Origin of the sequence: Allomuricauda sp. R78024, from assembly GCF_044596045.1 — a bacterium.
In the GTDB taxonomy this organism is placed as follows: domain Bacteria; phylum Bacteroidota; class Bacteroidia; order Flavobacteriales; family Flavobacteriaceae; genus Flagellimonas.
On record NZ_CP138995.1, the window covers coordinates 2408285 to 2421532 of the forward strand.

At 37.2% G+C, this 13248-nt stretch carries 13 protein-coding genes; 4 read left to right on the top strand and 9 right to left on the bottom strand.

Going from position 1 to position 13248, the window contains the following annotated elements; translation table 11 throughout:
* Positions 1-19: 19 nt before the first annotated feature.
* From SJY44_RS10815 to SJY44_RS10830, 4 genes are all read right to left on the bottom strand, one after another.
* Complete coding sequence (locus tag SJY44_RS10815) at positions 20-385, bottom strand: diacylglycerol kinase family protein (protein ID WP_396589715.1); 366 nt, start codon at positions 383-385, stop codon at positions 20-22.
* Positions 378-884, bottom strand: coding sequence for a thiol peroxidase (tpx, locus tag SJY44_RS10820; protein WP_396589716.1), 507 nt, complete (start codon positions 882-884; stop codon positions 378-380). The genes SJY44_RS10815 and tpx overlap by 8 nt, the downstream gene beginning before the upstream one ends.
* Positions 885-976: 92 nt before the next feature.
* Positions 977-2467 carry a Na+/H+ antiporter NhaC gene (gene nhaC / locus SJY44_RS10825; protein WP_396589717.1) on the bottom strand — a complete coding sequence of 497 codons (1491 nt, stop codon included), beginning with the start codon at positions 2465-2467 and terminating at the stop codon, positions 977-979.
* Between the two features lie 71 nt (positions 2468-2538).
* Positions 2539-3759, bottom strand: a complete 1221-nt coding sequence (locus SJY44_RS10830) for an aminotransferase class I/II-fold pyridoxal phosphate-dependent enzyme (RefSeq protein ID WP_396589718.1) — start codon at positions 3757-3759, stop codon at positions 2539-2541.
* 150 nt (positions 3760-3909) lie between these two features.
* Here SJY44_RS10830 and SJY44_RS10835 point away from each other — a divergent pair, with 150 nt between their 5' ends.
* Positions 3910-4368, top strand: a complete 459-nt coding sequence (locus SJY44_RS10835; RefSeq protein WP_298925873.1) for an Lrp/AsnC family transcriptional regulator — start codon at positions 3910-3912, stop codon at positions 4366-4368.
* Positions 4369-4477: 109 nt separating this feature from the next.
* Positions 4478-4867, top strand: a complete 390-nt coding sequence (locus tag SJY44_RS10840) for a hypothetical protein (RefSeq protein WP_396589719.1) — start codon at positions 4478-4480, stop codon at positions 4865-4867.
* Positions 4868-4873: 6 nt separating this feature from the next.
* Here the strand turns inward: SJY44_RS10840 and SJY44_RS10845 are convergent, their stop codons facing one another.
* The 3 genes from SJY44_RS10845 to SJY44_RS10855 all read right to left on the bottom strand — a co-directional run bounded on the left by SJY44_RS10845 (position 4874) and on the right by SJY44_RS10855 (position 8245).
* A complete protein-coding gene (locus SJY44_RS10845) occupies positions 4874-5803 on the bottom strand; it encodes an aldo/keto reductase (protein ID WP_396589720.1) in 930 nt (309 codons plus the stop codon).
* A complete protein-coding gene (locus tag SJY44_RS10850) occupies positions 5800-7098 on the bottom strand; it encodes an NTP/NDP exchange transporter (RefSeq protein WP_396589721.1) in 1299 nt (432 codons plus the stop codon). The genes SJY44_RS10845 and SJY44_RS10850 overlap by 4 nt, the downstream gene beginning before the upstream one ends.
* Before the next feature lie 97 nt (positions 7099-7195).
* Positions 7196-8245 (bottom strand): helix-turn-helix domain-containing protein, encoded by a 1050-nt coding sequence (locus tag SJY44_RS10855; protein WP_396589722.1) that lies wholly within the window; start codon positions 8243-8245, stop codon positions 7196-7198.
* A 179-nt stretch (positions 8246-8424) separates the two neighbouring features.
* On the opposite strand from SJY44_RS10855, the gene lpdA reads away from it, so the two are divergent.
* Positions 8425-9831, top strand: a complete 1407-nt coding sequence (gene lpdA / locus SJY44_RS10860) for a dihydrolipoyl dehydrogenase (RefSeq protein ID WP_396589723.1) — start codon at positions 8425-8427, stop codon at positions 9829-9831.
* A gap of 60 nt (positions 9832-9891) precedes the next feature.
* Here lpdA and SJY44_RS10865 read toward each other — a convergent pair whose 3' ends face one another.
* Together SJY44_RS10865 and SJY44_RS10870 are read right to left on the bottom strand one after the other, a co-directional pair.
* A complete protein-coding gene (locus tag SJY44_RS10865) occupies positions 9892-11301 on the bottom strand; it encodes a DUF3179 domain-containing protein (protein WP_396589724.1) in 1410 nt (469 codons plus the stop codon).
* An 85-nt stretch (positions 11302-11386) separates the two neighbouring features.
* Entirely contained in the window at positions 11387-12583 is a 1197-nt protein-coding gene (locus SJY44_RS10870) for an acyltransferase family protein (protein WP_396589725.1), read from the bottom strand.
* Between the two features lie 129 nt (positions 12584-12712).
* Between SJY44_RS10870 and SJY44_RS10875 the strand changes: the two genes are divergently transcribed.
* Entirely contained in the window at positions 12713-13246 is a 534-nt protein-coding gene (locus SJY44_RS10875; RefSeq protein WP_396589726.1) for an NADPH-dependent FMN reductase, read from the top strand.
* Positions 13247-13248 lie beyond the last annotated feature (2 nt).

Sequence of the window (13248 nt, forward strand, 5' to 3'; positions counted from 1 at the left end):
AGACGTTCCTAGATGTTACTTAAACCAATTTTGGCACATAAATTAGAAGTCCAACAATGCCAGCCAAAATGGATACGATCATAACGGCACCAGCGGAGACATCCTTAATAAAGCCAATTTTAGGATCTTTTTCTGGCTGAACAAAATCAGATAATTTCTCAACGGCGGTGTTTAGCCCCTCTATCCCCATGACCATGCCAATGGCGATCAACTGAATCATCCATTCAGTGTTTGAAATATTAAAATAGAAACCTGCGCCCGTTACGACCAACGCAATTACAAACTGAATCTTAATACTGGACTCAGTGCGTAAAAGCAGGAACATGCCCTTCATGGCATACCCTACACTTTTTATTCTATTTTTTAGAAAAGACTCTTTAGGCATTCATAAGTGCTTCTAAAGCAGCCTTGTAGTTTGGTTCGTCCGCCGTTTCAGCCACTTGTTCTGTATGTACAATTTTTCCGTTCTGGTCTATTACAACAATGCATCTGGAGAGAAGTGTAGCAAATGCACTATCGGCGAAGGCAACACCATATTCCTTTCCAAAGCTTCCCGTTTTATAATCAGAAAGCATGTCTACATTTTCAATTCCTTCTGCTCCACAAAAACGTGCTTGGGCAAAAGGTAAATCTTTGGAAATGCATAAAATTTTTGTGTTTTCAAGTTTTGCAGCTTCTTCGTTAAATTGACGAACTGATTTTGCACAGGTACCCGTGTCCACACTTGGAAAAATATTCAATACAAGTTTGTGTCCGGTATAATCTGATAGAGAAACCTCGGATAGGTCAGATTTTGTAAGCTTAAAACTAGGTGCTGTTGTATTTGTTGATGGAAGTTCACCTACTGTATTGGCAGGGTTTCCTCCTAATGTTATTGAAGCCATTTTATAGAAATTTATATTGGCGTGAAGGTAAAAATATAAACGCTTATTAGCGCATTTATCATAAAATATTTAACCAGAATTTATAGACTACACTATGCATTAGCTGGGGTTGCCAGTTGCTTTATTTTAATTCTAAAAGCTGCAAACAACAAGGTCATAAATGGACTTAACCAATTAAAGATGGCGTAGAAAAAATATTCTGCAACGCCAACACCCAAAACACCGCTATGGTATGCACCACAAGTATTCCAAGGGATTAAAACAGAGGTTACCGTCCCTGAGTCTTCCAATGTTCTACTCAGGTTTTCTGGAGCTAACCCTCTTTCTTTATATGCTTTGGCGAACATTTTACCTGGTACAACAAGGGCTAAATATTGATCGGATGCGGTTACGTTAAGTGCCAAACAACTCCCAACTGTACTTGCAAACAAACCAAAGGTGGTTTTTGCCATGCTCAAAAGAGACTTCGTAATACGCTCTAAAGCTCCTATACCATCCATGATGCCACCAAATACCATAGCACAAACAATTAGCCAAATGGTCCCTAACATTCCGGACATTCCTCCAGATGAAAATAATTTACTCAAAGCAGGGTCATCTGTGGCAATATTGGTATCCACAGTGATTGCGTTTAAGATGCCCTTATAACCAGATTCAAAATTGAGACTTGTTCCACCACCAATACTAGTCACTATTTCTGGCTGAAAAATCAAAGCGAATACTCCTCCCAAAAGCGTTCCTATCAATAAAGCCAATAGTGGGGGGGCTTTTTTTACAATTAAAAAGATAACAACTAAAGGGACAATGAAAAGCCATCCATTAATATTGAAAGTGGAGGCTATATTTTTTAGAATGGCATCCGTGTCTGTAACTCCTGAAGAGTCTATTGTGAATCCTAGAATTATAAAAACCAAAAAGGTAATGCTAATGGTAGGAATCGTGGTCCAGGTCATATAGCGAATATGGGAGAACAAATCTCCCCCTGCCATCGCTGGTGCTAGATTGGTGGTATCACTTAAAGGCGACATTTTATCTCCAAAATAGGCTCCTGAAAGCACAGCACCTGCTGTCATTCCTAAAGAAATACCTAATGCTTCTCCAATGCCTATTAAGGCAATACCAACAGTCGCAGAAGTTGTCCAGCTACTTCCCGTTGCAATAGAAATGATTGCACAAATGATAACACATGCTGCTAGAAAAATAGTGGGATTTAGTATTTGCAAACCATAATAAATCATCGCCGGAATAATACCACTTACCAACCAAGTTCCAGAAAGTGCGCCCACCATTAATAAAATGAGCAACGCTCCAGTAGTGGATTTTACATTTTCTGCCACTTCAGATATCATTTGTTTATAGGAGACCTTGTTGAAGAAACCAACAATGGCAGCAACGGCGCCACCCAATAACAAAATAAACTGGTTGGAGCCACTAAGTGCATCGTCACCAAAAACATACACATTGTAAGCCAACATGCCTACCAATGCAAAAACGGGAATTAGGGCTTCCCAAATATTCAGTTCTCTATTTTCAATGATTTTTTCGTCTTCGCGATATTTGGCTTTTTTCTTCTTTTCAGACATTAATTGGAGTTTGGTAGAAGGTAATATTACGATTTTGAAGCTTGTTCTCCAAACTGATAGATTTCACCTTTCTAAACCAGAACGGCTTTTCTTGGTAGGATATCCAATTTCTCCATGCAAGAGCGCATTGTTAAATATGTTTTATGAATATCATTGTCCAAACCTATAGAAAAGCGGATAAGTCCTTGTGACAATCCTAGTTCTTCTTGTTCTTCCAAGGGAATTTCTGAAGAGGTAGATGTACCCGGAGCACTAAATAATGTTTTATAAAAACCAAGACTTACCGCCAAGTAACCCAATTTCTCTTTTTGCATTAATTCCATTAGAGCGTTGGCGTTTTCTAACGAACCTACGTCCAAAGTCATTAACCCTCCAAAACCGTACTCAGCATTCATTTGATTTTTCATGGTCTCATGTCCTGGATGGCTTTCTAGACCTGGGTACACAACTTTTAAACCATCTTTTTCAAAGGCTGTTGCCAAGTAATGCGCATTCTCACTGTGCTTTTTGATACGGACATGCAGGGTTCGCATGTTTTTTAATATCGAAGCAGCCCTAAGACTGTCCAATGTGCTACCTAATAGCATTCCAGCACCATCATTCACATCTTTTAAGCTAAGGCAAAAATCTGTGGAGGCGCAAACTGCTCCAGCCACGCAATCACTACTTCCGTTTATAAATTTGGTAAGACTATGTATGACAACGTCAGCTCCGAGTTTGGCTGCGTTTATATTTAATGGTGAAAAGGTATTGTCTACAACCAATGGAATCCCGTGCTTTTTTGCCAATCTAGAAAGCGATTGGATATCCGCTACCTCAAGCAAAGGATTACTCACTGCTTCACAATAAATCATTTTTGTTTTTGGGGTGATGGACTGCTCAACAATTTCCAAATTGGTAATATCAATGAAAGAAGTGGAGATATTGAATTTCTTCAAAAAGTTTTTAAGAAATGCATACGTACCTCCATAAATGGTTCGGCTACATACAATATGCTCGTTGGCGTCACACAATTGCATTATTACGGAACTAATGGCACCCATTCCACTTGCATATACATTTGCAGATTCTGTTCCTTCCAGTTGCGCTAAGGCCTCACCAAGATATAGATTGGACGGAGAGGAGTGTCTGCTGTATAGGTAACAGCCTTCCGTGTTGCCCTCAAAAGTATCGAACATGGTTTTTGCCGAGAGAAAGGTATAAGTTGATGAATCTGATATTGAGGGGTTAACGCCTCCGAACTCACCAAAATATTGCAAGTCCTGAATGTTTTCTGATGCTTTATAGTCCATTTGAATACTTTTTTAGTAAAAATACCTGTATGATGAACTAAAGTCAATAATAATAAGTAAATATAGATTTTAAACTTAAAATATTAATTTTTTTAGTTTTTTGTTCTATTTTTGATAGAATAGCAGGGTTTTAACCGAAAAATAATCAGAATGGAACTGGATGAAAAGGATAGACAACTAGTGAAATTGCTCCAAGAGGACTGTAAAAAAACTACAAAGGAGTATGCGGACAGTTTGCAATTATCCAAAACAGCAGTTTATGAGCGAATACGGAGACTTGAACGCACCGGGGTAATTACCAATTACGTGGCCCTGGTCAATAAAGAAAAGGTGCAACGTGACTTCACTGTGTTGTGCCACATTAAATTGGTGCAACATACCAAAGAAAATGTACTTCGTTTTGAACGTGAAATCCTAAAACTGGAAGAAGTATCAGAATGTTTTCATGTAAGTGGTGATTATGACTACATTTTAAAAGTGAATGTAAAGAACATGAAAAATTACAGGGAGTTTATGGTTACAAAACTAACAGCCATAAACAATATAGGGAGCACTCAAAGTTCATTCTCTATCAAAGAAGTGAAGAACAGTACTTCAGTTTATATTTAAGAAAGTTTAACGTAAAGCAGTGTTAAAAGAACAGTTTCATCGGGATGATATTCCTAATTTCTGATTAAATCAAGAAACAAACAACAATCAAAAAACACCTTTTTTACAAATGAATTCCCGTACGCGAGTTTTTCTCACGGTGCTGGCAACAATCATTGGCGGACTGTCATTGATGCTTTACACCACAATTTCAGAAGATATTTTATTTGATAATTTAAGTTTTTGTACCTCTTCATCACAAGACCTAGTTCTTGGTAGCATGTCACTTTTTACATCTGCTATTTTAGCAGGATTTATTGCAACTTTAATAGTAGTAAAAGACAATTTTTTACCCCATTTTTTCATTTCAATGTTCATTATTGGTAAAATGTCTTTTGCCGCAATGTGCGGTCAATGGCATGGTCCTTTATGGTTTGAGACTGGAATGAACCTATCTCTTATTGGTGGTGTTTGGTTAGGCAGATATGGCGCTGTTAAATTCCCTTTAGCTCCTTTTTAATTTAGGTTAAAGTGTTTTAAGGTGAGAAAGCATTTTGCTTCTCAAGCTACTGTTGGGCATTTTACCCAAACCTGCTCCCATATTGTCAATCATGTGGTGTGGTTTGGATGTGCCTGGAATTACACAGCTTACATTTTCGTTGGACAAAATGAATTTTAAAAAGTATTGTCCCCAGCTATTAATGTCTTGTTCTTTTGCCCATTGCGGGATTTCCTTTCCTCTTACCAATCTAAACAATGAACCACTTTCATAAGGTTGATTTATAATCGTTGCTGTATTGTATTTTCTAGCAGTTTCAAATAATGATTCCTCCGCATGCCTTGATTGGATGGAGTAATTAAATTGAACAAAATCAGGTCTCTCAGATTTAATTATTTCTTCTAAAGTGCGATGGGATGAATCCACATAGTGTGTAATGCCCCAATAACGTATCTTTTGTTGTTGTTTCCAATCTTTTAATGTTTTAACATGGGTTTTCCAGTCTGTTAGATTATGAATCTGAATTAGATCCATTTTTGCTTGCCGCATTTTTTGCATAGATGCTTCCATTTGACGAATTCCCGCTTGTTTGCCTGAGGTCCAAACTTTGGTGGCATAAAACAGCTTGTTTTTAAAATCCAGCTTACTGGTTAAATCACCGACCACTTTTTCAGAACTGCCATACATGGGTGAAGAATCAATAACGGTACCCCCTAAACGGTACATTTCCAGTAGTACCTGACTTAAAATTTCACGTTGTTCAAGAGCATTTCCAACATCAAAAGTTTGCCATGTACCAAGCCCTACAACTGGCAATGCTTCTCCAGTAGATGGTATAATTCTGGAAATTACTTTCTCATTTGTATTCAAGGGGTTTGTAAATGATTGGAATGAAAGCCCAATTCCTGCCAACAATGATATTTTTAGAGCTTCCCGACGATTGTACATTGTTTTCATGTCTTGTTGTTTAAAGTTAATACATTCTCTTTTTTTAGTTGTTGTTTTCCAAGTTGATATCCAATAAAGCTCCATAAGAAGGAAACAGGTATAGCAAGGAATGCAATAGCGCCCAATCCCCAACCAATAGCGACAAATCCAGCAAAAACCCACCCGACAAGTGCATCTCCTCCACGATAGATTGCAGTATCTATAAAATTTTTGGCTTTGTATTTATCTTCAAAAGAAGAAACGGTAAATAGGATTTCTTTGCTTGGACGCAATAACATAAAATTTCCAGCTCTGTGCACCACCATCAACATTGCAATGATGCTCAAAGAAGGATTTAGCCCTAGAATTATTAATCCAATGCCCATGATAAAAGGAATGGAAGCTAGAACCATGGATAATCCAGACTTTTTTATAATACTTCCGGTAAAAAACAATTGACCAATAATGGCTATTGTGTTTACCCTAAAGTCAATACTTGAAAAATAACGTATCCGCTCCGTGCTCTTGGTCAGCACTTCCTCTACAATATGCGCTTGCTCAAAATAAAGAACGGTAGAAATAGAGGTATAGAGCAGAACAAAGGCAACAATACCTATTAGGTATGGTGATTTAATTATATTTTGAATTCCCTCAAAAAGCCTTGTGACGTTTACAGTATTGGTTTTGATTACTTTGTTAAAATGCTGTTTCTTACCTGACAGTTTAAGAATGCCAAGAATGCATAAAAGAGCAATTAGCAAAAAGAAAGCAGCAACTACTAAAAGCATACTTATAGCATATCTTGAGCTTAGGTGATTTGCTATTACCGGCCCTGTTAGTGCTCCCAAACTTCCTCCGGAAGCAATTATTCCAAAAAACCGTTTAGATGACTTACTTGAAAATACATCGGCCATAAAACTCCAGAACAAGGAAACCACAAACAGGTTGAAAACACTTAACCATATAAAAAATGAAATGGCAACTATTCTTGAAACACCAAAAATTTCAAAAAGCAGATAAAATAGTAAGATGTTGCCAATGAAGAAAGAGTAAGAAAAAAGAAGCACTCTTTTGATTGAATTTCTAGACATCAAAAGACTAAATAAAGGAACAATACATAGCATGGCAACAAAAGTTCCAGTAAACAGCCATTGCATGTTTATGGCGCCATTTACAATACCCATTTCATCTCGTAAGGGCCTTAAAATAAAGTAGGAACACAGCAAGCAGAAAAAGTACAGAAAAGAACAACTTATAAGGCTTAGTTCCTTATTGCTATATTGTTTTAACGGTTGAAATATAGAAGTATTTAAATACTGTTTCATAGAAGCCTAAAACCCATTTTATTCGAAACCGAATATGGGAATTAGTGCTTTCTAATCCTTTTTGATTAGTGAATACGTCTGATGGATTTATAAAAGGCTAAACGGATGCTTTGACCTTCTGAAATTTTGTTGGGGTCACACCAGTAAACTTTTTAAAGGCAATATTAAAAGAAGATAGGGTATTGAACCCGCAATCATAGGCAATGCTTGCAATTTTAGTGTTTCTGTATTTTGGATGGAGCAGGCACTTTTTTGCCTCTTCAATCCTGTACCCATTTAAAAAATCAGGGAAGCTTTTTCCAATGGTATTGTTCACAATGTGCGAAACAAGGTAAGCGGGTAATTTTGCCTGCTTTGCAACCTTGTTCAAAGTGCAACTTGGGTCTAGATATAGTTTTTCATTTTTCATTAAGGATTGAAGCTGTTTTGCGCTATGAAAAAGTTCTTTCTCCGTGAGCCTTATGTTTTGATGCTTCCTTGAAGCTTCATGCTTTAAGAGCGAAGGATTCTTGAACACCAGAAACGCCATAAAGTAGATAAATGGTAGGTAGGTTACTGGCCCAAGCAAATATGGCGTAAGCCCTAGAATATAGTTGGAGAAATACAAAAATTGCAACAAAGCGGTCCCAAGGACTAAGGTTGTTATCCAGATAACAGAAGTTCTATCTATTGGTGATTGATGCTTTTTGGATAAAAACCGCACAGCCAAAAGAGTAACTGCCAAACCACTGTATGTTACTTGATGAAAAAGCAGGAAGGAATAGCCGCCAGAATTCCAAAAGCCGTTTAGCGAAAGAGAGGTGATGAAAAATAATAAAATGGAGCTGGGCACAAAATGTAAAAGATTTTGTGATGTCCATTTTTTTGGAAATAGAAAATACAAAGTGTAAAGAAACAGGGCTGGCCCTGAAATTGAATGTGCTATAAAACCAAAATCGATAAACCATAAGGGGATAGAATCCAAATAAACCCAAAGAATAGATTTGGTGAGGCGCAGTGTTACGGAGACAAAAAACAGGCAAAGTAAAAGGTTCCTAAAGTCTTTTTTTCGTTCGGAGAAACTGTAAAATGCCATTAAAAAGCTTTGGGCAGCCCCAATACCTGCTATAAATACTTCTATTTCTTTATTTAATCGTATAGTTCGCATAAACTAAATATAACCAGAAGTTGTAAAAATGTTAAGAAAAATAAGATAAGCTTAACAGCTAATGCCAGTTGTGATAAAATTGATGCAAAATCAAATCTCAAAAGAACAAAGCCTTTTCAGATAAACATTGTTATTTTTGTATTGATTATCGAACTAAATAATATCCCTAAGAAATAGATATGAATCAATATGATGTAGCCGTTATTGGCTCTGGACCTGGAGGCTATGTAGCGGCAATTCGCTGCGCGCAATTAGGAATGAAAACTGCAATTATTGAAAAGTATAGCACATTGGGTGGTACCTGTCTAAATGTGGGCTGTATCCCTTCCAAGGCCCTTTTAGACTCTTCGCATCATTATGAAGATGCCATAAAACATTTTGAAGAGCATGGAATTGACATTCCAGGCGAGATCAAAGTGAATTTAAAACAGATGATTGCCAGAAAGCAGGGTGTTGTTGATCAAACTACCAAAGGTATCCAGTTTTTGATGGATAAAAACAAAATTGATGTCTATGAGGGAGTAGGTAGTTTTAAAGATGCTACGCATATCAATGTAGATAAGACAGATGGAAAGAAAGAAACCATAGAAGCAAAACATACAATTATTGCGACTGGTTCCAAACCATCTTCACTTCCATTTATTAATATTGACAAGGAACGTATTATAACTTCCACAGAGGCTTTGGAACTCAAAGAGATTCCAAAACATATGATTGTGATTGGTGGAGGTGTTATTGGACTTGAATTGGGACAAGTATACAAACGTCTAGGTTCAGAAGTTACTGTTGTGGAATTCATGGACCGAATTATTCCAGGAATGGATGGTGGGCTTTCCAAAGAATTGATGAGGGCGATGAAAAAGCAGAAAGTCAAGTTCAGCCTATCACATAAAGTGAAATCTGTAGAACGCAATGGCGACGAAGTTGTAGTAAAAGCAGATGATAAAAAAGGGCAAGAAGTAACGTTTACAGGGGACTACTGTTTGGTTTCTGTAGGGCGAAGACCTTATACAGATGGATTGAATGCTGAAGCAGCTGGAGTAAAACTGGATGATAGGGGCAGAGTAGAGGTCAATGACCATTTACAAACCAATGTTTCCAATATTTATGCTATTGGAGATGTAGTACGAGGAGCTATGTTGGCTCATAAAGCGGAAGAAGAAGGATCTATGGTTGCAGAGCTGATAGCAGGACAAAAGCCTCATATCGACTACAACTTAATTCCAGGGGTCGTATACACGTGGCCAGAAGTTGCCGCCGTAGGCAAAACCGAAGAAGAATTGAAGGAGGGTGGAATTGAATATAAAGTTGGGCAATTCCCTATGCGAGCTTTAGGACGTGCCAGAGCCAGTATGGATATTGACGGCTTTGTAAAAATACTTGCAGATAAAACTACAGATGAAGTTTTAGGAGTTCATATGATTGGGGCACGCTGCGCTGATCTAATTACAGAGGGGGTGACTGCAATGGAATTTAGAGCATCGGCTGAAGATATAGCTCGTATGAGCCATGCACACCCTACCTATGCGGAGGCTGTTAAGGAAGCTGCCTTGGCCGCGACTGAAGATAGAGCGCTTCATATTTAGGAAAAACAATGAGCCCTGACTATCGAAATAGCCAGGGCTCTCCTCCTCCTCATAGCAACCCTACTTTATTAATATCACATTTGGGAAAGCGGCCTTATAGCCAAACCAAAAAGCATTATGGGATGGTAATCGTTCCATAAGTTGTTCACGTGGACCAATCAATTCATTTTCTGCGATTTCCCACTTATTTCCATTCATATCTGTAACAGTGCTTTCTCCATCATAATGAGTAAATGTTTTTCCTTTCGTTTTGTAGACGCGGTGCGCTCCAGTTTTATCTGTAAATACTGTAAAATGGATACTGCCAATTTTACCAGCGTAAATGACATTCTTTTTTAAGAATTTACTGCTGATGGCCATATTATCTTTAGTTTCTTCAGGTAACCGTATAGCAAGGATTTCATCTTTGTTTTTTAATCTAGGATCTATTTTAGGAACTGTAAACATTAATTTATCTGTTGAAAAATAATCCTTGTAGGCAACTCCCTCCCTATAATCCCTTTGGTGCCCAGTATTCAAAGACAGCACTTGGGTGTCTGGATGTCTTTTCTTCCATTCGCTCCAAGTAGTGGTAACTACACTTAAGTAATCAAGTTTTATTCCTTTTCCTACCAAAGGCCCTATAACAGGCTCTCCTTCCAAAGTACTCCAAAGAGATTGCGTGGCCTTGTCATACATAAGCTTGTTGGAGCGATACAGAAACCCACTGGTACCTATGCTATGGTTAATTCTATTATGCTCAGTTTTGTACAGAATTACGGTTCCGCACAAGGTGCAATACACCCCGGCAACGGGAACCCCGCCAACATCATCAACAAACATTTCATGCCAAGCTAAAATTTGTTTTGGGTATGCTCTGGCATCTCCATTTACCTCTATTCCAAAGACGGTGGCATTGTCATCTAAATAATTAGCTTCTATGGGAGCTATCATTTTTGGATTGCGTAATGGGGGAATGCCATCTTGAAATACGCCACCCCAGCGTACTTCATCCAATCTAATTAGGGATTGATCACTTCTGTCTAAAAAGTACTTTCTGAATTTAGGATCTATAAATTGATGAAGCTCTGCTTTAAAATGATAATAGGCATCAGAATATGTTGCTTCCTTATTCCAAAGCCATTGAAACCATTTGTCATAATCGAAACCAAATTGCTTGTTGGTTTTTTTTTCCAATAGCCTAAGTAGCTTATTGGAATGTGCCGGAGACTTTGAAAAATATAAAGATTCCAAGAGCATAATTTCATAACTTTCTTTCCAATTTTCGTCAATGAAATTGATTGCCTTAACGGTTACCCGAGAGTCATTTTCATTTAACAGATCTAAGAAATAAGCTGAAATCTCTTTTTCATTAACTGAAGGTTCTTTTTCAACAGCAACAGCTCTGTGATTCCCAAAGTGATATATGAAAGAAATAAAAAGGTAAATAGAGAAAAGCACCAAGCTTTTTACCTTATATGCAGCAAACATAATACAAGATTTACACTAGTTATGTCGGTATAAAAACCTATAAATCTTGCATTTAACTATTTTTTGTGAAAAACTGAAGAACCAGTTAGTTTTTAACCAACCCCAAAATTCTAAGTAGAAAAAGTCTTGCCTTATGGAATGCTTCTTTTCGTATTGGTTTACTTGCTTTGTAGATGCCAATACTTTGATTTTTCACATAGTCTATTCCCCAGGCAATGTTGCCCTTGATTTCAGATTCATGTTTGCCATATTTCAAAGCCAAAAATGTACAGGCAAACATGAACGCCAATGCACCCGCAATTACTACGGGGGGAATTAAAATGTGATTGAAAAATCTATACAATCCCAAACCCGTAAAACTTCCATAAAGAATAACAAAATGGATTACATATATAGAGAGGGTGCTTGCACCAATACTCAATACTATTTTGTTGGTCATAAACTTGCGAAGCAACATAAAAATTGCAAAGATTACGAACACATCACCTAATCTAATAAAGAGGTAATTATTAAAGAAGATATCTGCAAAAAGCTGTATGCCTGTTATTCTGTGTGTGTATAAAAAGAAATCCGAAGAAGCGAAAATCAATATGGACCCAAAAACTAGCGCTAAACTAATGGCAACTTCATATAGGTGCTTATAGTCTTTGAAACGGTTAAATAGAACAGAAATAAATCCTCCTATGGTGGCATATCCCAACCACGGAATTATTGTGAACACAGAACCATTTGCTTTGGTAAAGTAGTTTGCAATGGCATTGGGTAAAAATGAAAACGTCCATTGTTTAAACAACGGTTCAAATAAGAACAGCACAATAGTAATTCCTAAGAGTAGCGTTGGAAAGAGATGTTTTTTTCTTTTAATAGTAAAAAGATAAACCCCAATAAGTGTTAATATGGAAAGGCCAATACAATGCAGGACATCTACTAGATAAAACGAATCATAAATTTCACCGGTTAAGATTCCAAAAAGGTTCATTCGCAAGAAATAACCAATCAATAACAATTGCAATCCACGACGGATGCCTTTTTTTACTCTTGGGTTTTCAAACCCTTTTTGAGGAACCTTTATGAGCAGGTATGTGAAAATAAAACCAGAAACGGTAAAGAAAACGGGAGCTGTAATACCTCTAAAGTACTGCCAGACACTGAAAACCATGTTTTCTCTATCTCTAAAGACGGGGTCTAAAAGACCATCTATGAAATGACCTTGGAGCATCATTAGGATTGCCCATGCACGCATGGCATCAATAAAGAACAATCTGTTGGTCTTGGTATTCATTTACAAACAATTATCCTATATACTTGCTTAACAGCTAGTTTGGATGTTTCGCGAAGCGAAATTAGACAAAATACTCGCATGTATAATACAATTGGGGTATTTTAGCGAAACAATCAAAGTTTTTTCAATATGGCTGCAATTTTGTCACTGGCAGGTAGCAATTCTTCAATTTCCATTAATTATAGATTAGTACAACACACAACTTCTTCAATAGAAGGACATGAGATTCAATTGCTGAATATGGCAAGATATCCTTTTCCAATGTACAGTGAAGATGAGGAAAAGCAAAAAGGATATTCCAATTCTTTAATTGAATTGAAGAATGATATTCAAAGAGTTGATGCCATTATACTTTCGGTAAATGAACATAATAGTAATCCCTCTGCCTATTTTAAAAATTTAATTGACTGGTTGTCAAGACTAGAGCGTAAGTTTTTACAAGATAAAAAAGTGTTTTTGATGTCAACTTCTGGTGGTAAGCGAGGAGGGGTGGGGTCCTTGCAAGTAATCGAAAATATGTTGCCAAGATTTGGAGCTGAGATTATTTCAACATTTTCATTGCCATCTTTCCACGAGAATTTTGGGATAGATGGAATAACGAACGATAGTTTGAAAATAGAACATAACAAGGCCTTAAATACTTTTCTAGAAACTCTAAAGTAAAA